This is a genomic window from Streptomyces sp. NPDC059003 (assembly GCF_042740445.1).
Taxonomy (GTDB): domain Bacteria; phylum Actinomycetota; class Actinomycetes; order Streptomycetales; family Streptomycetaceae; genus Streptomyces.
The window spans coordinates 1-20708 of the sequence record NZ_JBHYJH010000095.1 but is presented as its reverse complement, the minus strand read 5'-3'; the positions used below and the strand labels follow the sequence as shown (position 1 = coordinate 20708).

Here is a 20708-nt window from a genome sequence, read left to right as displayed (position 1 = left end):
AACGATGCGGCGAGCTCGACCCGCCCCAGGCCGCGAGGCCCGCAGCAGCCCCGGGCCGCGAGGCCCGCAACCGCTACTTCTTGCGGCGCCGCCCGCCCTTCTGCGCCTTGCGGCGCTCCGCGCGGGTCAGGCCGTCGCCGTTCGACGGCGCCGCGCCGCCCGCGGGCTGGTCGGAGGTCGTGAAGTCACCCTCGTCGACACCGCCCTCGGCGTTCGGCGCCTGGAAGTGCAGGCGGTCGGGGCGCTGCGGGGCGTCGAGGCCCTTGGCGCGGATCTCCGGGCGGGCCGCACCCGCCGGGACCGCGTCCTGGACGCCGTCCTTCGAGAGCGACGGCGCGGCGTCCTCGACCGGGACCTCCTCGACCTGCTGCTCGACCTGGACCTCCAGGTTGAACAGATAGCCGACGGACTCCTCCTTGATGCCGTCCATCATGGCGTTGAACATGTCGAAGCCCTCGCGCTGGTACTCGACCAGCGGGTCCTTCTGCGCCATGGCGCGCAGGCCGATGCCCTCCTGGAGGTAGTCCATCTCGTAGAGGTGCTCGCGCCACTTGCGGTCGAGGACGGAGAGGACCACGCGGCGCTCCAGCTCACGCATGATCTCGGAGCCGAGCTGCGCCTCACGGGCCTCGTACTGCTGGTGGATGTCCTCCTTGACGGCCTCGCCGATGAACTCGGCGGTCAGGCCCGCGCGGTCGCCGACCTCGTCCTCGAGCTCCTCGATGGTGACCTTCACCGGGTAGAGCTGCTTGAAGGCGCCCCACAGGCGGTCGAGGTCCCACTCCTCGGCGAAGCCTTCGGCGCTCTCCGCCGCGACGTACGCGTCGATGGTGTCGTCCATGAAGTGCTGGATCTGCTCGTGCAGGTCCTCGCCCTCCAGGACGCGGCGGCGCTCGCCGTAGATGACCTCGCGCTGGCGGTTGAGGACCTCGTCGTACTTCAGGACGTTCTTGCGGGTCTCGAAGTTCTGCTGCTCGACCTGCGACTGGGCGGACGCGATGGCGCGCGTGACCATCTTGTTCTCGATCGGTACGTCGTCGGGGACGTTCGCCATCGACATGACGCGCTCGACCATCTGGGCCTTGAACAGGCGCATCAGGTCATCGCCGAGCGACAGGTAGAAGCGGGACTCGCCCGGGTCGCCCTGGCGGCCGGAGCGGCCGCGCAGCTGGTTGTCGATGCGCCGCGACTCGTGCCGCTCGGTGCCGAGGACGTAGAGCCCGCCGAGGTCCTTGACCTCCTCGAACTCCGCCTTGACGGCCTGCTCGGCCCGCTCGAGGGCGGCGGGCAGCGCGTGCGCCCACTCCTCGATGTGCTCCTCGGGGTCGAGGCCCTGCTGGCGCAGCTCGGCCTCGGCGAGGTCCTCGGGGTTGCCGCCGAGCTTGATGTCCGTACCACGGCCGGCCATGTTCGTGGCCACGGTCACGGCACCCTTGCGGCCGGCCTGGGCGACGATCGTCGCCTCCCGGTCGTGCTGCTTGGCGTTGAGCACCTCGTGCTGGACGCCGCGCTTGGACAGCTGCTGCGAGAGGTACTCGGACTTCTCGACCGACGTCGTGCCGACGAGGATCGGCTGGCCCTTCTCGTGCTTCTCCGCGATGTCGTCGACCACGGCGGCGAACTTGGCGACCTCGGTGCGGTAGATCAGGTCGGACTGGTCCTTGCGGACCATCGGCCGGTTCGTCGGGATCGGGACGACGCCGAGCTTGTAGATCTGGTGGAACTCGGCGGCCTCGGTCATGGCCGTACCGGTCATCCCGGAGAGGCCGGGGACTTCCTTGCCCTGGTGGTCCTGGCGCTTGTAGAGGCGGAAGAAGTTCTGGAGGGTGATCGTGGCGAGCGTCTGGTTCTCGTCCTTGATGTCCACCCCTTCCTTCGCCTCGATCGCCTGGTGCATGCCCTCGTTGTAGCGGCGGCCCGCGAGGATACGGCCCGTGTGCTCGTCGACGATCATGACTTCGCCGTCGATGACGACGTAGTCCTTGTCCTTCTTGAAGAGTTCCTTGGCCTTGATGGCGTTGTTCAGGTACCCCACGAGCGGGGTGTTCACCGACTCGTAGAGGTTGTCGATGCCCAGCCAGTCCTCGACCTTGGCGACGCCGGACTCGTGGATGCCGACCGTGCGCTTCTTCTCGTCGACCTCGTAGTCCCCGGTCTCCTCGATGCCCTTCAGGGGCTCGCCGGGCTTGCCCTTGGTGAGGCGGGTGACCAGCTTGGCGAAGTCGCCGTACCACTTGGTGGCCTGGTCGGCGGGGCCGGAGATGATCAGCGGCGTACGGGCCTCGTCGACGAGGATCGAGTCGACCTCGTCGACGATCGCGAAGTTGTGGCCGCGCTGCACCAGCTCGTCCTTCGACCACGCCATGTTGTCGCGGAGGTAGTCGAAGCCGAACTCGTTGTTCGTGCCGTACGTGATGTCGCAGTTGTACATCTCGCGGCGCTGCGCGGGCGGCATGTTCGCCAGGATGCAGCCGACGGTCAGGCCGAGGAACTTGTGGACGCGGCCCATCATTTCGGAGTCGCGCTCGGCCAGGTAGTCGTTGACCGTGATCAGGTGCACGCCCTTGCCCGACAGTGCGTTCAGATACGCGGGCAGGGTGCCGACCAGCGTCTTGCCCTCACCGGTCTTCATCTCCGCGACATAACCCATGTGCAGGGCGGCGCCGCCCATGATCTGCACGTCGTAGTGGCGCTGGCCGAGGACGCGCTTGGCGGCCTCGCGCACGGTCGCGAACGCCTCCGGCATGAGGTCGTCGAGCGTTTCGCCGTCGGCGTAGCGCTCCTTGTACTCCGCCGTCAGCGCGCGCAGCTCGGCGTCGGAGAGGGCGGTGAAGTCCTCTTCGATGGAGTTGACCTGGTCCGCGATGCGGTGCAGCTTGCGCAGGATCTTGCCTTCGCCTGCACGCATGATCTTCGAGAGGACGGACACGGGGGTTGGTCTCCTTGCCGGTCGGGCCTGGCACGGTCGGTTTTACTCGTCGGGCAACGGCCATCGTATGCGAGGACCCGGCCGCGCCGGGAGGTCTGCCAGTACGTCAACGGACGGGCCCCCGGGAAGGTGCCGCATCCGGCGGGATCCGGACAAGATCCGGGCACCCGAGCGACCGCGGCCACCCCCTGGGGCGACGGCCCCCGCAAACGGCTGGCGCCCCTCCGCTCCGCCCCCGCAGAATCAGCCGATGGAGCCCGTGACCCTGACCACCGAACGCCTGCTGCTGCGCACCTTCACGCCCGACGACACGGACGAGGTGTACGCGGCGTGCCAGGACCCCGACATCCAGCGCTGGACCACGATCCCCTCCCCGTACGCGCGCGTGGACGCCGAGGGCTTCACCGGCCGCATGGTCCCGGACGGCTGGCGGCACGACGTGGAGTACACCTTCGCCGTGCGTCCGCGCGCGGGCGGCCCGCTGCTCGCCGCGGCCAGCCTGCACCACCCGCGCGCGGGCGCCTGGGAGATCGGCTTCTGGACCGGCAAGGAGCACCGGGGCAACGGCTATACGACGGAGACGGTCCGGGCCCTCGCCCACTGGGCGTTCAAGCGCCTGGGCTGCACGCGCCTGGAGTGGCGTGCCGAGGTGGGCAACCACGCCTCCCGCGCGGTCGCCGAGAAGGCGGGCTTCACCATCGAGGGCGTACTCCGCGCGGGCCTCCTGAACAAGGGCACCCTCCGCGACTGCTGGATCGGCGCCCTCCTCCCCTCGGACATCGGCCTCACCTCATACCAGCCGTACCTACCGAACCCAGCGAGCGTCTAGCCCGCCATTCCAGCCCGTCATTCCAGCCCGCCCGGCGTTTGAGGGCGAGGCGCGAAGCGCCGATAAGGGGGTCCCAGGGGGCGAAGCCCCCTGGTTTCGGTGAAGGGGCGGGCCTGGGGCGCCCCGCGAGGGCCCACCCACCCGCACCACACCCCCGCACCACACCTCCGCACTGTCAGACCCTCCCCCTATCGTTCCGAACATGACGACGAGCACGAGGACGACGACGAGCACGCGCACGGGCACGCGCACGCGCACGCGCACAGGCGCACGCACGCCAAGCGCCCCGCACACCCCGCGCCCCGCCACCGCCCTGTCCGCCGACGAGGCCCGCCGCATCGCCCTGCGCGCCCAGGGCTTCCTCGGCGCCCCGGACCGCAGGTCGGGCGTCCGCGGCGTCCTGCGCCACCTGGGCGCGGTGCAGCTCGACACGATCTCGGTCCTGGCCCGCTCGCACGAGCTGATCCCGTACGCCCGCCTGGGCGCCGTCGGCCGCAAGACGGTGGAACAGGCGTACTGGACAGACACACACGCCTTTGAATACTGGTCGCACGCCGCCTGCATCCTCCCCATCGAGGAGTGGCCCCACTTCGCCTTCCGCCGCCGCGCCTACCGCGCCCGCCCGCACTGGCACCACGACCTGCCCGACGGCGCGTACGACCAGGTGATCAAGCAGCTCCGCGCCGAAGGGCCCCTGACGGCCACGGAGTTGGGCGGCGCGAAGAACAAGGGCGAGTGGTGGGACTGGTCCGACTCCAAGATCGCCGTCGAGCGCGCGCTGATGTACGGCGAGGTGGTGTGCGTCGAGCGCCGCAGCTGGAAGCGGGTGTACGACCTCGCGGAGCGCGCCGTCCCCGACGCCCTGCTGCACGACGACCTGGACGACGCGGAGTGCGTGCGCCGCCTGGTCCGCCTGGCCGGCCAGGCCCTCGGCGTCGGCACGCGCGCCGACATCGCCGACTACCACCGCCTGAAGGGCGAGCAGTTCGACGCCGTGGTCGCGGACTCGGGCCTGGTGCCGGTGACGGTCGAGGGCTGGGACAAGCCCGCCTGGGCGGACCCCGAGGCGCTCGCCGCTCCCCCGCGCGGCCGCCATCGCACGACGCTCCTTTCGCCCTTCGACTCCCTGATCTGGGAGCGGGCGCGCACGGAGCGGATCTTCGGCTTCACGCACCGCCTGGAGGCGTACGTCCCGAAGCCGAAGCGCGTCCACGGCTACTTCGCGATGCCGGTCCTCGCAGGCGGCCGCCTGGTGGGCCGCGTCGACCCCGCCCGCGAGGGCACCACGCTGGTGGCCAAGCAGGTGTCGCTCGAAGGCCCGAAGGCGGTGGCCGCCGTGGCCCAGGCGCTCGTCGAGGCGGCCGAGTGGGTGGGCTGCGACTCCGTACGCATAGAGCGCGTGGACCGCAAGGAGCTGACGGCGGACCTGGTCCGCGCCCTCGGCTGACCGGACCGTCCCGGACGGCCGCCGGATTGGCTAGCGGATCTCGAGGATCTTCTCCCGCATCGCGTACACCACGGCCTCCATCCTGGAGTGCAGCTGCAGCTTCTCCAGGATGTTGCGCACGTGGTTCTTCACGGTGTTCTCGGAGATGAACAGCTCCTTGGCGATGTCGCGGTTGTTCATCCCCGTGGCGACCAGCTTCAGGACCTCCAGCTCCCGGTCGGTCAGCCGGGGCGCGGGCACGAGCCGTCGCTCGTCGGTGCGCTGGATCATCGACTTGAACTCGGTGAGCAGCTTCGACGCCATCGACGGGCTGATCTGCGACTGCCCGTCGGCCACCGCCCGGATCGCCGTGGCCACCTCGTCCGTGGAGATCTCCTTCAGGAGATAACCGGTGGCCCCGGCCTTGATCGCGTCGTAGAGGTCGGCCTCCTCGTCGCTGATCGTCAGCATGATGATCTTCGCGCTGGGGGCCACCTCCTTGATGGAGGTGCACGCCTCGATGCCGCCGCGCTTGGGCATCCGCACGTCCATCAGGACGATGTCCGGCAGCAGGTCGGCGGCCTTGTCCACCGCCTCCGCGCCGTCGCCCGCCTCACCGACGACCTGGATGTCCTCCTCGGCGGCGAGAACGATCTCAAGGCCGCGACGGAAGAGGGCGTGGTCGTCCACGACCAGGACCCTGATGGGCTCCTTGCGCGGGGCGCCCGCGTCCGTGCCGATGCCGATGCCGTCCGGGGCACCGTCGTTCCGCATCGGTCCGAAGCTGTCCGCCATCGTTCCTCCCCCTGGGGGCCAGGGCCGTCGTCTTGCCATGGCGCGCCTGCCTTGGCTGCACCAACCCTAGGCAGAGTCAAGCGGGTTGGGCTTTCGCGCCCATGATTTCATGCCCGGCCGCCGAGTCGCGCGCCCACTGGTCGCACGGGGGTGCCCCTGGGGGCGCACACGCGCTCGAGGGGCACCTGCCCATGCGCTCCACGAAGGGGCGTCAGCCGCCGAGAGCACCGCCCCCGCCGACCGACTGGGGCTTGGCGACCATGGGGTCGGCGTTGAGGTGGATGACGCCGTAGTCGTATGCGTGGCGTCGGTAGACGACGCTCGGTTCCTTGGTCTCGGAGTCGATGAACAGATAGAAGTCGTGGCCGACGAGCTCCATCTCGTACAGCGCCTGGTCCAGCGACATGGGTGCCGCCACGTGCGTCTTCTCGCGGACCACGAGGGGGCCTTCGCCCTGGATCTCCAGCGAGCCGATCCTGGTGGTCGGCACGCCCTGGGGCTCTTCGTCCACGGCCACGCTGCCGTCGCCGTTGAGAGTCGCTGCGTCCGGCACGACCGCGGCGACCTCGGCGGCGCTGAGCCTGCCCGTGCCACGCCTGTTGTGCCGCTTCTCGTGCTGCTTGCGCAGTCGCGCCTCGAGCTTGGCGGTGGCCAGGTCGAGCGCCGCGTACGGGTCCGACGCCGACGCCTCCGCACGGATCACGGGCCCACGGCCACGGACGGTGATCTCCACGCGGTCGGAACGGTCGGCCTGACGCGGGTTGGTTTCCTTGGACACCTCGACGTCGAGGCTGATCACCTTGCCGTCGAGCTTCTGGATCTTGTCCAGCTTCAGCTTCTCGGCCACGTGCTTGCGGAACCGCTCGGGCACCTCGGTCTTGCGGCCCTTGACGACGATGTCCACGCAAAACTCCGTTCCGGATCGCTCCGCGACTTCAGCGGAGCATCTCCCTCTTGCACCAGACTCCGGGAACTCCCGGAGTCTCGGACTCGGTGACTTCCACCTCCTCCTCCCCCGTGGACAAGATCTCCACCCCACCGGTCCCGGGTGATTGCAGAAAACCCATGGACCGGCATTCGGATATGCGAGGGGCGCTCTCCGCCACTCCTCACAACCGAACATATCTCGCCCGGACGGATGTCGTCACCCTCTACTGGCACGTACCTCCATTCGGGTGGCTAAGCCCTCTCACTACCTGCAACGATGAAAGTTCTCAGTCAGTTCCGGTTTATTTCGAAGGAATGCGGTGAAGCGGCGACGACCGCCGCGCCGACGGTGTTTCCACGTGCCATTGCGCTGGCCACGAGGGCATTACCGCCCGCGCCCACGGCGCTGTTCCCGTCGCCGCGGCTTGGCTGGTTCCTTGTCTGGTTCTCCGCCCCGTTCTGTGCCTTCTCGTGGGTCCGGTGCGCTGCTTCGCGCCCGCTCTCGTCTCCTTCCCTGTGTACGCCGCGTACGCCATCGAGCGCGCGGACCGCCTCCGTGAGCGAGGCACCCGTCGTCATGAGGTCGTCCACCACGACGACGCGGTCCGCGCCCCGCAGCAGCCGCCCCGCACCGGGGGTGACCTCCAGCGCTCCCGACAGATTCGCCTGCCGCTCACGGGAGTTGAGGCCCGCCTGGTCGGCGACCGCGCGCCGCTGCCGCAGCACGGCGAGCACCCGCGCCGGAATCCCGCCGCGCCGCAGCTCGCCCGCCGCCGCCAGCGCGATCCGCCGCGCCGGGTCGTGCCCCCGCGCCCGCACCGCACGCCGCGCGGACGGCACCGGCACCAGCAACACCCGGCCCGCACCGGCGGATCCGGCGGGTCCGGCGGGTCCGGCGGGTCCGGCGAACCCATCGGCCCCGTCGACTTCACCGAGCCCGTCGACTTCGCCGAGCCCGGTCACGCTGCCGTGCGCTCCGGGCGGGTCCTCGCGCAGCCCCGCCCGCACCGCGTCCGCCAGTGCCTCGCCGAGCGGCCCGGCGAGCGCCAGCGCGCCCCTTTCCTTGTGCGCGAGCAACACGGCCCGCACCGCACCCTCGTACGGCGCGGCCGCGTACACCACCGGCAGCCCTCGCGGCTCCGGCACCGGCCGCACCCTGCGCGGCCCGGCCCCGCACAGAGCGGTCCGGCACCGAGCGCACAGCGCCACGCGCGGCGTCCCGCAGCCTCCGCACTCGGCCGGCAGCACCAGATCCGTGAGGTCCTGCCACCACCCCCGCATGTCCACCACTGTGCCAACGCGCGCGCCGCCCTGCCACCCCTGTGGATAACCCCTTGTGGATAACCGGGAACAGCCCAACTGCGCTGCGGCGACGCGGCGCTGAGGCCCCATGCGGCCGACCGCCGCCCCCGCCGCACCCAGCCATGCCGGGCCGCACCCAGCCATGCCGGGCCGCACCCAGCCGGGCCGGGCCGCGGCAGCCCGCCGAACGCCCGGCTCACCCCGGATAGACCGGCGCCGACCCGTTCTTGACCACCGTCTGCCACTGCCCGCCCGACGGCAGCCGCACGATCCCGTCGTCCGAGTGCGCCACCAGCGGCTGCCCCTCGTCCTCGGACGCGGCGATCTCGCGCACGCCCGTGAGCCCGGGCAGGGTCGCGCCCGCGAGCGCCGAACCGTCGCTCTGGACGTACCGCATCTGCTGCACGCCCCCGGACTCGCGCCCGACCACCACCAGGCGGCTCGGCCCGGCCCAGGACATGGCGGTGACCTCCTCCATCTGCGGTGCCGCCTCGCGCAGTTCGAGGACCGCGATGTCGGGCTGCTCGTCCTTGCCGCCCTGCCGGTCGATCCGCCCGATCTGCAGGGACGTCTTGCCGCGCTTCTCCACCAGGAGCGCGATGCGCACGCCGTCGGCCGCCACCCGCACCGCCTCGATGTTCCCGTCCAGGCCCGAGACCTTGACCTGCACCGGCTCGCCCGTGCCCCCGTCCAGCCACAGCAGCCGCGAGTGCTTGGGGTCGCGGTCGGCCACCCACAGGTCGCCCCTGCCGTCCCAACTGGGCGTCGACAGGCCGCCCCCGTCCGACTTGGACCGGGAGCGCAGCTCGGGAGCGCCGAGCGAACCGTCGCCGACCAGGGACGCCGTGTACAGCTTGCGCCCGTCGCGGGACACCCCGGCCGCGTGCCGCTCGTCGCGCGACACCGCGGCCGACCGCAGCTGCGGCTGCCCGGCGCCGCCGAACGGCCCGGACACCGGCTCCGGGCGTGCGTTGCCGCCCGTGTTGCCCGGCATCTGCACGAGGCGCCGCTCCTCGTCGAGGAAGTACTGGTACCCGGGCTGGCCGGCGCTGTGGTGGGACGCGACGGACTCGGCGTGGTCCTTGTTCAGGACGCACAGCTGCGAGCCGTTCTCCCGCTGGAGCTCCACCTGTTCGACGCCGGACGACGTCAGGTCCTGGAGCGTGAACAGCAGTTGTGCGGCCATCTCGGTGCACTGGCCCTGACCGACCCGGTCGGCGCGCGCGTTCAACGGCACGACCAGGTTGTTCTTGTCGTCGGGCGCCAGCGACTTGGCGTCCGGGGCGAGCTCCGCCCCCGAGGGGAACCGCGAACGGACCACGTGCCTGAGCCAGTTGGTGGGCCCGTGGAGCAGCGCCTTCACCGTCTCCGTCAGCGGTTCGATGCGCTGGCGCACGTAGATCGGGTCCGCGACGAGCCGCCGCTGGTGGCTGCCGCGGTCCTCGGAGCCCGGCACGGGCGTGGCGAAGTAGTACTTGTTGACGGCCTGGTAGTTCCGCTCGAAGTCCGACGCGCCGAGCACGACGCCCTTCGGGGGCCGGTCGATGCGCCACTCGCGGCCGTTCGGCCCGTTCTGCAGCGTGAGGTGCACGGTCTTCACGTACTGCCGCTCACCGGGGGTGTACGCGTGCTGCTTGTTGACGGTCGCTATCTGGCGGCCGGTCAGCGAGTACGTGCGCCCGCCCGCGCTGTCGTTGCCCAGGTTGTCGGTGGTCATGTTCGGGCCGTCCGCGAGCACCGTGGTGGAGTGCTCCGGGTCCCAGGTCTCGGCGGCTTCCTTCGTCAGGTACTTCCGGGCTATCGCGAAGTCCGGGTCGTCGCTCGTCAGCGCTTCGAGGAAGCCGGAGACGATGGCGACGGCCTGCGCCTTCTCCTGGGGCGGCTGCGCGTACACGCGCACCTGGGACTGCGAGTCCGGCCGCTGCGACGCCTCGACCTTCTTCAGGTTCCCCTCGTCCGGCATGGACGCGCATCCGGCGAGCAGCGCCCCGCAGGCGGCCAGCACGGCCGAGGCCCGCACGGCCGAGCCCTGCACGGTCGAGGCCCGCAGCGGGTGCCCGCCCCTCTCCCTCTCAGCGCCCACGCGAGGCCTCCTCTTCCCTGCCCGCCGCCGGTCCACCGTCGTCGTCCGGTTCGACGCCCGTACTGGTGCTGGTGCTGGCGCCGGTCTCCGTATCCGTGTCCGTACCGGCAGCCGTCTCGTCCTCCCGCGGCTGCCGCGGCACCACCCGCGCGCCGTTGCCCGGCAGCGCCGTCGGATCCACGTCCACGGCCGTGGCCTGGGCGAGCCGTGGCGCGATCGGCGCCTTGGCGGGCATGGGCGGGGGCACCCGCTCGGGCGCCTGGTGCGGCACCGTGGCGCGCTTGCCGCCGCCCCCGCGCGGCAGGCCCGCGGCGTCCAGGCCGCGGTGGCGCCGCGAGTCGTCGGGCTCCAGCGGTATCGGCGAACCCCGCAGCGGCTCGTCCGCGGTGCGCGGGAGCGTCAGGCGGAACTGCGAGCCGCCGCCCGGCTCACCCCACGCCTGCAGCCAGCCGCCGTGCAGCCGCGCGTCCTCCAGGGCGATGGACAGGCCGAGGCCCGTGCCACCGGTGGTACGCGCGCGTGCCGGGTCGGCACGCCAGAAGCGGCTGAAGACCCGCGTGGCCTCGCCTGGCTTGAGGCCGACCCCGTAGTCCCGCACCGCGACGGCGACCGCGCCGCCCGCCGCCGCGAGCTTGACGATGACGTCCTGGCCCTCGCCGTGCTCCACGGCGTTGACGACGAGGTTCCTGAGCACCCGCTCCACGCGCCGGGCGTCCGCCTCGGCCACCACGGGCTGCTGGTCGCCGACGACCCGTATCCGGGTGCCCTTGCGCTCCGCGAGCGGCTCGGCGCCGCCCACCACGCGGCGCACCACCTCGCGCAGGTCTATCGGCTCGGCCTCCAGCGCCGCCGCGCCCGCGTCGAACCGGCTGATCTCCAGGAGGTCGCCGAGCAGCGACTCGAAGCGGTCCAGCTGGTCGGCGAGCAGCTCGGCGGAGCGCGCCGTCACCGGGTCGAAGTCCACGCGCGCCTCATGGATGACGTCGGCCGCCATCCGCACGGTCGTCAGCGGCGTACGCAGCTCGTGCGACACGTCGGACACGAACCGCCGCTGCATCCGCGACAGCTCCTCCAGCTGCTGGATCTTCAGCTGGAGGTTCTGCGCCATCTTGTTGAAGGCCTCACCGAGGCGCGCGATGTCGTCCTCTCCGGTGACCTTCATGCGCTCCTGGAGACGCCCCGCGGACAGCCGCTCGGCGATCCCCGCCGCCATCCGCACGGGCGTGACGACCTGCCGCACCACCAGCCACGCGATGGCGCCGAGCAGCACCACGACGAAAAGCCCTGCCGTCGCGAGCGTGCCGCGCACCAGGCGCATCGACTCCTCCTCCTGCGTCAGCGGGAAGAGGTAGTACAGCTGGTACGAGTCGCCGTTGAGGTCACTGAGCTGCTTGCCGATGACCAGGCCGGCCTGCGGCTCGCGGTGGTCGATGAACCTGATGCGCGCATTGCTCTGGTACGCGAGCGTGCCGCTGTCGACCTTGTCGCGCAGCTCCTCGGGGACGCTCTGGATCGGGTCCACGCCCCCGGAGGCGCGGGGTCCGCGCACGCTGCCGACCTCGCCCGCGGAGGAGCTCAGCGTCACTACGTAGAAGGCGTTCTGCCCGCCGCTCGCGAGCTGCTCGGCCAGCTCCGACATCCATACGGCGGCGTTCTGCGCCGTGGGGCCGTCCGTGCCGTCGCCCTGTGCCGCGGGCTGGCGGGCGGAGTTGGCCTTCTCCTGGGCGACCCGGAAGCCGCCGTCGGCCTGGCTCTGGGACGCGTTCACCTTCGCCTTGAGCAGGCCGTTGCTCACGGAGCTCATGACGACGAAGCCGAGGAGCAGCACCACGCCGAGCGACATCAGCAGGGTCGTGACGACGACCCGCAGCTGGATGTTGCGCCGCCACAGGCGCATGACGGGCAGCAGCGGGCGCCGCACCCACCGCGTGAAGAGCCGCAGGACGGGGCTGCCCTGCACCCCGCCCTGCAGCATCAGACCACTGTCGACGAGCGCTCCGAACCGGGAGCCCCGCCGCTGCGGCCGCACAGTCCGCCCCGGCCGCGCTCCCGGATCGCCGGGCGCCGGAGAGGAACTGTTCCGGGACATGTCAGCTCGGTCCGGCCTTGTAACCGACGCCGCGGACGGTCACCACGATCTCCGGCCGCTCCGGGTCCCGCTCGACCTTGGAGCGCAGGCGCTGCACATGCACATTCACCAGGCGGGTGTCGGCCGCGTGCCGGTAACCCCACACCTGCTCGAGCAGCACCTCGCGCGTGAACACCTGCCACGGCTTGCGGGCGAGCGCGACCAGCAGGTCGAACTCCAGCGGCGTCAGCGCGATCGCCTGCCCGTCCCGCTTCACGGAGTGCCCGGCCACGTCGATGACCAGGTCACCGATGGCCAGCTGCTCCGGAGCGGGCTCCTCGGACCTGCGAAGCCGCGCACGGATGCGGGCCACCAGCTCCTTGGGCTTGAACGGCTTGACGATGTAGTCGTCCGCCCCCGACTCCAGACCGACCACCACATCCACGGTGTCGCTCTTCGCGGTGAGCATGACGATCGGCACGCCGGACTCCGCCCTGATCAGGCGGCACACCTCGATGCCGTCCCGACCGGGCAGCATCAGGTCGAGCAGCACCAGATCGGGCTTCGCCTCCCGAAATGCGGCCAGCGCCTTGTCGCCATCAGCTACGAACGACGGCTCGAAACCCTCACCACGCAGCACAATCCCGAGCATCTCGGCCAGTGCGGTGTCGTCGTCGACGACAAGGACTCGTCCCTTCATGCCTGACATCATCCCATTAGCTAATCGTTACCTGGCGTGACCTGGCACACAGCTCTGCGAGGCCCTCAGCTGTCACTGGCGACACGACACCTTCCTCCGTGACGATGGCCGTCACCAACTCGGGCGGCGTCACGTCGAAAGCAGGGTTGTACGCCTGCGTGCCCAGGGGCGCCACCGCGATCCCGCCTCCCGTTTCCGCTCCCGCCACCGGCGCGAAGGGCACCGTGACCTCCGTCACTTCATGACCGGCCCGCTGCTCGACCTCGATGGAGGCGCCGTCCGGGGTGTCCGGGTCGACGGTCGTGACCGGCGCCACCACGATGAACGGCACGTGGTGATACCGGGCGAGGACCGCGAGCGGATAGCTCCCCACCTTGTTGGCCACCGAACCGTCGGCCGCGATCCGGTCGGCGCCGATCAGCACCGCGTCGACCTCACCGGCCGCGAACAGCGACCCCGCCGCGTTGTCCGTCAGGAGCGTGTACGGCATGCCGTTGCGCGCCGCCTCGTACGCCGTGAGCCTGGCACCCTGCAGCAGCGGCCGCGTCTCGTCGACCCACAGCCTGCGCAGCCGCCCCTCCCTGTGCGCCGCGAGGCCCACCGCGAACGCCGTGCCGTCACCGCCGGAGACCAGCGCCCCCGTGTTGCAGTGCGTAAGGATCCGGTGACCGCCGCCGGGCGTCAGCTCGTCGAGCAGCGCCAGGCCGTGCACCGCCATCCGCGCGCTGGCCTCGGCGTCCTCCTTGTGCAGGGCCCGCGCCGCGGCCAGCGCGGCCCCGGCCGCGCGCCGCTCGTCGGCGCCCCTGGCCACCGCGCCGCGGTACGCCGCCTGGGCCCTGCGCACGCCGTAGCCGAGGTTGACCGCGGTGGGGCGCGCCCCCGCGAGCGCCTCGGCGGCCTCGTCCACGTCGAAGCCGCGGGCGGCGGCCAGCGCGACGCCGTACGCACCGGCGATGCCGAGCAGTGGCGCCCCCCGCACGGCGAGCGTCTGGATGGCCCGCACGAGGGCGGGCGCGTCGGTGCACACCAGCTCGCTCTCCTCGCCCGGCAGCCTGGTCTGGTCGAGGAGGACGAGCACGGGCCCTTCGGGTGGCTCGTCCCAGCGGATGGCGGGAATCGCCGGGATCGCGGTCGGCCGTACGTCCTCGCCTGTTTGCGCGTACTGATCAGCCATCCGCCCAGTCTGCCCGGAACCGGTCGGACAATAGAAGGTGTACCGGCCCCGCGAGGAGGCACAAGGAGGTACGCCGCCCTCAGGGCCCCCGCTCCCGGGGTCACGGATGCGGTGCCTCCCGCTCCCGGTGCACCGCGCCTGGCCGCCGGGCCACCACCCCGTGGCACGATGGCAGCCAACCCGCCGCCGCGACCGCGGACGGGCACCGTGAAGGAGCGACGATGAACGACACTCCGGGCTGGGCCTCGCCCGGATCTGCCCCCTCCGACGGACACGACTCCGACGAGTCCGGCCAGCAGAACCAGACCGGTCAGCAGGAGCAGTCGGGTCAGAAGGACCAGTCCGGCCAGCAGGGGTCCGCCGCCCCCGAGGACCGGCCGAGCGGCCCGGGCCCGAAGTGGTCCAAGGAGCAGCCGCCGCCCGCCCAGTGGTCCGCGCCCGGCCCCGCAGGCCCCGGCCAGAGCCCGCCCCCGCCGGCACCGCCCGGCCAGGGTCAGGGTTGGGGCGGCTGGCAGGGCGGCGCCACGGGGCCCGGTGGTCCCGGCGGCCCGGGCGGCCCTGGGGGGCCAGGAGGTCCTGGCGGCCCCGGAGGCCCCTACCGCGGCTGGGGCGCCTGGCAGGGCCCGCCGGCCGCCGCGAAGCCCGGCGTCATCCCGCTGCGCCCGCTGGCCGTCGGCGAGATCCTCGACGGCGCCGTCTCCACGATGCGCACGCACTGGCGCACGGTCCTCGGCATCTCGCTGACCGTCGCCGTCGTCACGGAGCTCGTCACCGTCCTCCTCCAGGGCCTGGTCCTCAACGACACCGCGGACACGGAGGCCCTGGACGACCCGAGCGCGACCCTCGGCGAGGTCACCCGCGCCCTCGGCGACACACTGCTGAGCTCCGGCGCCGTGCTCGTCATCACGCTGCTCGGCACGATCGTCGCGACAGCCCTGCTCACCATGGTCACCAGCCGCGCCGTGCTCGGTAAGTCGGTGACCACGGCGGAGGCCTGGCACGACTCGCGTCCGCAGCTGGCGAAGCTGCTCGGCCTGACGCTGCTGCTTCCGCTCATCGCCGTGGGCATCGTCGCCGCCGGAATCCTGCCCGGCGCGCTGATCGCCGCCACCGGGGCCACCGACGCCGGGGCCAGCCTCGCCGTGCTCGGCGGGCTCGCCGCGGGCGTCGTCGCGCTCTGGCTGATGGTCCGCCTCTCGCTCTCCTCCCCGGCGCTGATGCTGGAGAAGCAGGGCGTGAAGAAGTCGCTGAGCCGGTCCACGAAGCTGGTCCGCCGCTCCTGGTGGCGGGTCTTCGGCATCCAGCTGCTCGCCGCGGTCATCGCGAACGTCGTCGCGTCGATCATCGTCATCCCGTTCACGATCATCGCGGGCGCGCTCAGCGGCGACAGCGTCTCCAGCGTCCTGGACAGCGGCTCCGGCGACGTCGGCTGGACGTTCCTGATCGTCAGCGGTGTCGGTCAGGTGATCGGCTCCATGCTGACGTTCCCGATCACCGCCGGCGTCACCGTGCTCCTCTACATCGACCAGCGGATCCGCCGCGAGGCCCTCGACCTCGAGCTGGCCCGCGCCGCCGGGGTCCCGGGCCACGGCCCGTCCGACGCGCCCGGCACACCGGGGAGCTGATGCGGTGACCCTGGCGGGGGCGGTTCTCACCGAGCTCGGCGCAGTCATCCCGCTGCCGCGGACCGGCTTCGGGGCGGCTGCGCCGCTGCCGCGCGCCGGGGACGAACCGCCGGTGACGGTCCCGCGCGGCCCCGCGCGGGAGGCGGCCGAGGACGAGCTGTCCAAGCCGATGTACCACGAGAACGACCCGGGCCTCCTCCAGCGGGCCCTGAACCGCTTCTGGGGATGGGTGGACGACCTGTTCAACGCCGCCTCCGGAGCGGCGCCGGGAGGCGGGCTCGGCCTGCTGGTCATCGTGGTCGCGGTGGTGGCGCTCCTGGCCGCCCTGTGGTGGCGCCTGGGGACGCCCCGCCGTGCGCCCGGCACGTCGTCTGCGCTCTTCGAGGACCGCCCGCGCAGCGCCGCCGAGCACCGCGCGGCCGCCGAGGCACACGCCGCCGACGGCCACTGGAGCCCGGCCGTCCAGGAGCGGATGCGCGCCATCGTCCGCTCACTGGAGGAGCGCGCTCTCCTCGACCCCCGCCCCGGCCGCACCGCGGACGAGGCGGCCGCGGAAGCGGGCCACACCCTGCCCGCGCACGCGGACCGACTGCGCGCGGCGGCCCGGGAGTTCGACGACGTCACATACGGCGGCCGCGCCGGCGACGAACCCACGTACCTCCGCCTCACCGAGCTCGACCAGGACCTGGACCGCACCAGGCCGACACTCACCAGCACCGCCCACAGCCCGACCACCCACGGCACGGCCGCCAACAGCTCCCACGGCTCCCACGGAGCGACCGGATGACCGGCCCCACGGACCCGAAGAGGCCCACCGCGCCCGCGGACACCCCGAAGCCGACCACCGCACCCGCGAACGCTCCGGACCCGACCACCGCACCAGGGAACGCCCCCGAGCCAACCACCGACCCCGCCGACGCCCCCGAGCCAACCAGCGCCCCCACGGCACCCCCGGCCCTCCCCGGCAGCCCGACCCACCACCCCGCGCCCCCCGCCTCCACGGCACCCGACCACCCCCGACCCACAACGCCCACCGCCGCAGCACCCCAGCCGACCTCGGCCTCCGCACCCCTGGGCCACGGCCAGAGCACACCCCCCGCGCTGCCGCCCACCGCGGCCCCCGCATCCCCCGGCCCCTCCTCGCCGACACTCCTCAAGCCCCCGCCCTCGTCGTCCCCGACGCCGCCGCAGCCGTCCGCTGCACCCCCGGCGACGTCCCTGGCCCGCACCCCGCGCCAGGTGTGGACCCGCTCCCGGGGCATCCTCCTCGCACTCGTCATCCTCCTGGTGGCGGGCATCGTCATCGCCGCCGTCCGCTCCGGCACCCAGCACGGCCGCCTCGACCCGCGCTCCACCGACCCCTACGGCAGCCGCGCCGTGTCCGAACTCCTCGCCGACCGGGGCGTGTCCACGCGCGTGGTCACCACCACCGAGGAGGCCCGGTCCGCCGCCGGCCCGGACACCACCCTCCTCGTGGCCAACCCGGACCTGCTCACCGACCGCCAGCAGTCCCGCCTCCACGCCGCCACCAAGGACTCCGGAGGCCGCACCGTCCTGGTCGCACCCGGGGGCCCGTCGGTGTCGCGGCTCGCCCCCGGGGTCACCGCGGACGGCGTGCCCAGCCTCGACTCGACGCTGTCCCCCGACTGCGCCCTGCCCGCCGCCCGCCGCGCGGGCCCCGCCGACGTCGGCGGCATCCGCTACGAGACGCTCGCCCCGGCCGCCGAGTCCTGCTATGTCAGCGACGGCCTGCCCAGCCTCCTGCACCTCCCGGCCGAGCGCCCGGACACCGGCACACCGGACTCCGAAGAGCCGGGCGGCGACACCGTGGTCCTCGGCGCCCCCGACATCCTCTACAACGACCGCCTCGACAAGCACGGCAACGCCTCGCTCGCCCTCCAACTGCTCGGTTCCCGCCCCCACTTGGTCTGGTACCTCCCCTCGCTCTCCGACGACGCGGTGGACGAAAGCGCCGACGACAGCTTCTTCGACCTGATCCCCTCCGGCTGGCTCTGGGGCACGCTGCAGCTGACCGTCGCCGCCGCGCTCGCCGCCCTCTGGCGCGCCCGCCGCCTCGGCCCACTCGTCCCCGAAAAACTCCCCGTCGCGATCCGCGCCTCCGAAACCGTCGAAGGCCGCGCCCGCCTCTACCGCAAGGCCGACGCCCGCGACCGCGCCGCCGCGGCTCTTCGCTCCGCCACCCGCATGCGTCTCGCCCCCCTCGTCGGCGTCCCCACCGCCCGGGCCCACACGCCCGAAGCGCTCCTGCCCGCCCTGACCAGCCGTCTCCGCACGCCCGGCCAGGACCTGCACCCCCTTCTCTTCGGCCCGCCGCCCGGCGACGACGCAGGGCTCATCGCCCTCGCCGACCAACTCGACGCCCTCGAAAGTGAGGCACGTACTTCATGATGGACCCGACCACTGACAACGCCGGGAGCTCCGACCGCGCCCGCTCCTCCCTCGAGGCCCTGCGCACCGAGATCTCCAAGGCCGTGGTCGGCCAGGACCCCGCCGTCACCGGCCTCGTCGTGGCCCTGCTCTGCCGCGGCCACGTCCTGCTCGAAGGCGTCCCCGGCGTCGCGAAGACCCTCCTCGTACGCGCCCTCGCGGCCTCCCTCGAACTCGACACCAAGCGCGTCCAGTTCACCCCCGACCTGATGCCCAGCGACATCACGGGCTCCCTCGTCTACGACGCCCGCACCGCGGAGTTCTCCTTCCAGCCGGGCCCGGTCTTCACCAACCTCCTCCTCGCCGACGAGATCAACCGCACCCCGCCCAAGACCCAGTCCGCCCTCCTCGAAGCGATGGAGGAGCGCCAGGTCACCGTCGACGGCACCGCCCGCCCGCTCCCCGACCCGTTCCTCGTCGCCGCCACGCAGAACCCGGTCGAGTACGAAGGCACGTACCCCCTGCCCGAAGCCCAGCTGGACCGTTTCCTCCTCAAGCTGACGGTGCATCTGCCGTCCCGCCAGGACGAGATCGCCGTTCTGCAGCGCCACGCGGAAGGCTTCAATCCGCGCGACCTGCGCGCCGCCGGCGTACGCCCCGTAGCGACCCCCGCGGACCTCGAAGCGGCCCGCTCCGCCGTCGCCAAGACCGCGGTCTCCCCCGAAGTCACCGCCTACGTAGTGGACATCTGCCGCGCCACCCGCGAGTCCCCGTCCCTGACCCTCGGCGTCTCGCCCCGCGGCGCCACGGCCCTGCTCTCCGCCGCCCGCGCCTGGGCCTGGCTGACCGGCCGCGACTACGTCATCCCCGACGACGTGAAGGCCCTCGCCCTGCCCGCCCTCCGCCACCGCGTGCAGTTGCGCCCGGAGGCGGAGATGGAGGGCGTGACGGCCGACTCCGTGATCAACGCGGTCCTCGCTCACGTCCCGGTGCCCCGCTGATGGCCCTCACCGGCCGCACCGCCCTCCTGGCGGCCCTGGGTTCCCTCCCCGTCGGCATCCTGGAACCCAGCTGGACCGGCTTCCTCGCCGTCAACGCCCCGCTGGCGCTGGCCTGCGCCTGCGACTTCGCGCTCGCCGCCCCCGTACGCCGCCTCGGCCTGACCCGCTCCGGCGACACCTCCGTACGCCTCGGCGAACCGGCGGACATCCAGCTCACCGTCACCAACCCCACCAAGCGCCCCCTGCGCGCCGAGCTCCGCGACGCCTGGCCCCCCAGTAGCTGGCAGCCCGGCACCGACACCACGGCCTCCCGGCACCGCCTGGACGTCCCGTCCGGCGAACGCCGCCGCCTCACCACCCGTCTGCGCCCCACGCGCCGCGGCGACCACCAGGCCGACCGCGTCACGATCCGCTCGTACGGCCCGCTCGGCCTGTTCACCCGCCAGAGCAGCCACCGCGTCCCCTGGACGCTCCGTGTCCTGCCGCCCTTCGCCAGCCGCAAACACCTGCCGTCGAAACTGGCCCGCCTGCGCGAACTCGACGGCCGCACCAGCGTGCTGCTCCGCGGTCAGGGCACGGAGTTCGACAGCCTGCGCGAGTACGTTCCTGGCGACGACACCCGCTCGATCGACTGGCGCGCCACCGCCCGCCACTCCTCCGTCGCCGTCCGCACCTGGCGCCCCGAACGCGACCGCCACATCCTTCTGGTCCTCGACACCGGCCGCACCTCGGCGGGCCGCGTCGGCGACGCCCCGCGCCTCGACGCCTCCATGGACGCCGCCCTCCTGCTCGGGGCCCTCGCTTCCCGAGCCGGCGACCGCGTCGATCTCCTCGCCTACGACCGCCGTGTACGCGCCCTGGTCCAGGGCAAGGCAGCGGGCGACGTCCTGCCCTCCCTCGTCAACGCGCTGGCAACGCTCGAACCCGAGCTCATCGAGACGGACGCCCGTGGCCTCACCGCCACGGCGCTGCGCACCGCGCCTCGTAGTGCCCTGATCGTGCTCCTCACCAGCCTCGAAGCGGCCCCCATTGAGGAGGGCCTGCTGCCCGTACTGTCCCGCCTCACCCAACGCCACAAGGTTCTCGTCGCATCGGTGGCCGATCCACACATCACCAAGATGGCCGGCTCACGGGGCACGACAGAGGCGGTGTACGACGCCGCAGCCGCAGCCCAGGCCCAAGCGGAGCGCCATCGCACGGCGGAACAGCTCACCCGCCACGGCGTCATCGTCGTGGACGCCACCCCGAACGATCTGCCTCCGGCACTGGCGGACGCATACCTGTCCCTCAAGGCCGCGGGCCGCCTCTGAAATGCCTCCGGCTCCGAAATGACGCTGGAAGTCCTGAAGGGCCGACAAACGCAAAAAAGCCTCAACCCCCGAGTGGAAACTCGGGGGTTGAGGCTTTATCAAATTTAGTTCGGCGGCGTCCTACTCTCCCACAGGGTCCCCCCTGCAGTAC

At 72.3% G+C, this 20708-nt stretch carries 15 protein-coding genes; 7 read left to right on the top strand and 8 right to left on the bottom strand.

Annotated features, from left to right (window positions below; all coding sequences use genetic code 11):
- Positions 1-73: 73 nt before the first annotated feature.
- Complete coding sequence (gene secA / locus ACFWZ5_RS28540; RefSeq protein ID WP_384797976.1) at positions 74-2929, bottom strand: preprotein translocase subunit SecA; 2856 nt, start codon at positions 2927-2929, stop codon at positions 74-76.
- 250 nt (positions 2930-3179) lie between these two features.
- On the opposite strand from secA, the gene ACFWZ5_RS28535 reads away from it, so the two are divergent.
- Positions 3180-3758 (top strand): GNAT family N-acetyltransferase, encoded by a 579-nt coding sequence (locus ACFWZ5_RS28535; protein ID WP_384797979.1) that lies wholly within the window; start codon positions 3180-3182, stop codon positions 3756-3758.
- Between the two features lie 202 nt (positions 3759-3960).
- Positions 3961-5205 carry a winged helix-turn-helix domain-containing protein gene (locus tag ACFWZ5_RS28530; RefSeq protein ID WP_384801025.1) on the top strand — a complete coding sequence of 415 codons (1245 nt, stop codon included), beginning with the start codon at positions 3961-3963 and terminating at the stop codon, positions 5203-5205.
- A 30-nt stretch (positions 5206-5235) separates the two neighbouring features.
- Here ACFWZ5_RS28530 and ACFWZ5_RS28525 read toward each other — a convergent pair whose 3' ends face one another.
- From ACFWZ5_RS28525 to mtnA, 7 genes are all read right to left on the bottom strand, one after another.
- Positions 5236-5979 (bottom strand): response regulator, encoded by a 744-nt coding sequence (locus ACFWZ5_RS28525; RefSeq protein ID WP_384801028.1) that lies wholly within the window; start codon positions 5977-5979, stop codon positions 5236-5238.
- A 211-nt stretch (positions 5980-6190) separates the two neighbouring features.
- Positions 6191-6883 (bottom strand): ribosome hibernation-promoting factor, HPF/YfiA family, encoded by a 693-nt coding sequence (gene hpf, locus ACFWZ5_RS28520; RefSeq protein WP_384801030.1) that lies wholly within the window; start codon positions 6881-6883, stop codon positions 6191-6193.
- Between the two features lie 314 nt (positions 6884-7197).
- Positions 7198-8187, bottom strand: coding sequence for a ComF family protein (locus ACFWZ5_RS28515; protein ID WP_384801033.1), 990 nt, complete (start codon positions 8185-8187; stop codon positions 7198-7200).
- A 217-nt stretch (positions 8188-8404) separates the two neighbouring features.
- Positions 8405-10171, bottom strand: a complete 1767-nt coding sequence (locus tag ACFWZ5_RS28510; protein WP_384801058.1) for an LpqB family beta-propeller domain-containing protein — start codon at positions 10169-10171, stop codon at positions 8405-8407.
- A gap of 109 nt (positions 10172-10280) precedes the next feature.
- Positions 10281-12380: an MtrAB system histidine kinase MtrB gene (gene mtrB, locus ACFWZ5_RS28505; RefSeq protein WP_384801036.1), complete on the bottom strand. Its 2100-nt coding sequence runs from the start codon at positions 12378-12380 to the stop codon at positions 10281-10283.
- 1 nt (position 12381) lies between these two features.
- Positions 12382-13071, bottom strand: coding sequence for a two-component system response regulator MtrA (mtrA, locus tag ACFWZ5_RS28500; protein ID WP_384801039.1), 690 nt, complete (start codon positions 13069-13071; stop codon positions 12382-12384).
- Positions 13072-13075: 4 nt separating this feature from the next.
- The gene (mtnA, locus tag ACFWZ5_RS28495) at positions 13076-14233 is read right to left on the bottom strand and encodes an S-methyl-5-thioribose-1-phosphate isomerase (RefSeq protein ID WP_384801042.1); all 1158 of its coding nucleotides are present in this window, start codon (positions 14231-14233) and stop codon (positions 13076-13078) included.
- Positions 14234-14454: 221 nt separating this feature from the next.
- On the opposite strand from mtnA, the gene ACFWZ5_RS28490 reads away from it, so the two are divergent.
- From ACFWZ5_RS28490 to ACFWZ5_RS28470, 5 genes are all read left to right on the top strand, one after another.
- Complete coding sequence (locus ACFWZ5_RS28490) at positions 14455-15858, top strand: glycerophosphoryl diester phosphodiesterase membrane domain-containing protein (protein WP_384801045.1); 1404 nt, start codon at positions 14455-14457, stop codon at positions 15856-15858.
- 4 nt (positions 15859-15862) lie between these two features.
- Complete coding sequence (locus ACFWZ5_RS28485; RefSeq protein WP_384801049.1) at positions 15863-16645, top strand: DUF4129 domain-containing protein; 783 nt, start codon at positions 15863-15865, stop codon at positions 16643-16645.
- A 431-nt stretch (positions 16646-17076) separates the two neighbouring features.
- The gene (locus tag ACFWZ5_RS28480) at positions 17077-18267 is read left to right on the top strand and encodes a DUF4350 domain-containing protein (protein WP_384801061.1); all 1191 of its coding nucleotides are present in this window, start codon (positions 17077-17079) and stop codon (positions 18265-18267) included.
- Positions 18267-19247, top strand: a complete 981-nt coding sequence (locus tag ACFWZ5_RS28475; RefSeq protein WP_384801052.1) for an AAA family ATPase — start codon at positions 18267-18269, stop codon at positions 19245-19247. Before ACFWZ5_RS28480 ends, ACFWZ5_RS28475 begins: the two co-directional genes overlap by 1 nt.
- The gene (locus tag ACFWZ5_RS28470; protein WP_384801055.1) at positions 19247-20557 is read left to right on the top strand and encodes a DUF58 domain-containing protein; all 1311 of its coding nucleotides are present in this window, start codon (positions 19247-19249) and stop codon (positions 20555-20557) included. Before ACFWZ5_RS28475 ends, ACFWZ5_RS28470 begins: the two co-directional genes overlap by 1 nt.
- The last annotated feature ends 151 nt before the right edge of the window (positions 20558-20708 follow it).

What these genes read in the sequence shown, in the direction of transcription:
- ACFWZ5_RS28535 (WP_384797979.1), top strand. Translation starts at nt 3,180, where the DNA reads ATGGAGCCCGTGACCCTGACCACCGAACGCCTGCTGCTGCGCACCTTC.
- ACFWZ5_RS28530 (WP_384801025.1), top strand. Translation starts at nt 3,961, where the DNA reads ATGACGACGAGCACGAGGACGACGACGAGCACGCGCACGGGCACGCGC.
- ACFWZ5_RS28525 (WP_384801028.1), bottom strand. Translation starts at nt 5,979, where the DNA reads ATGGCGGACAGCTTCGGACCGATGCGGAACGACGGTGCCCCGGACGGC.
- ACFWZ5_RS28515 (WP_384801033.1), bottom strand. Translation starts at nt 8,187, where the DNA reads ATGCGGGGGTGGTGGCAGGACCTCACGGATCTGGTGCTGCCGGCCGAG.
- ACFWZ5_RS28510 (WP_384801058.1), bottom strand. Translation starts at nt 10,171, where the DNA reads ATGCCGGACGAGGGGAACCTGAAGAAGGTCGAGGCGTCGCAGCGGCCG.
- mtrB (WP_384801036.1), bottom strand. Translation starts at nt 12,380, where the DNA reads ATGTCCCGGAACAGTTCCTCTCCGGCGCCCGGCGATCCGGGAGCGCGG.
- mtrA (WP_384801039.1), bottom strand. Translation starts at nt 13,071, where the DNA reads ATGATGTCAGGCATGAAGGGACGAGTCCTTGTCGTCGACGACGACACC.
- mtnA (WP_384801042.1), bottom strand. Translation starts at nt 14,233, where the DNA reads ATGGCTGATCAGTACGCGCAAACAGGCGAGGACGTACGGCCGACCGCG.
- ACFWZ5_RS28490 (WP_384801045.1), top strand. Translation starts at nt 14,455, where the DNA reads ATGAACGACACTCCGGGCTGGGCCTCGCCCGGATCTGCCCCCTCCGAC.
- ACFWZ5_RS28475 (WP_384801052.1), top strand. Translation starts at nt 18,267, where the DNA reads ATGGACCCGACCACTGACAACGCCGGGAGCTCCGACCGCGCCCGCTCC.
- ACFWZ5_RS28470 (WP_384801055.1), top strand. Translation starts at nt 19,247, where the DNA reads ATGGCCCTCACCGGCCGCACCGCCCTCCTGGCGGCCCTGGGTTCCCTC.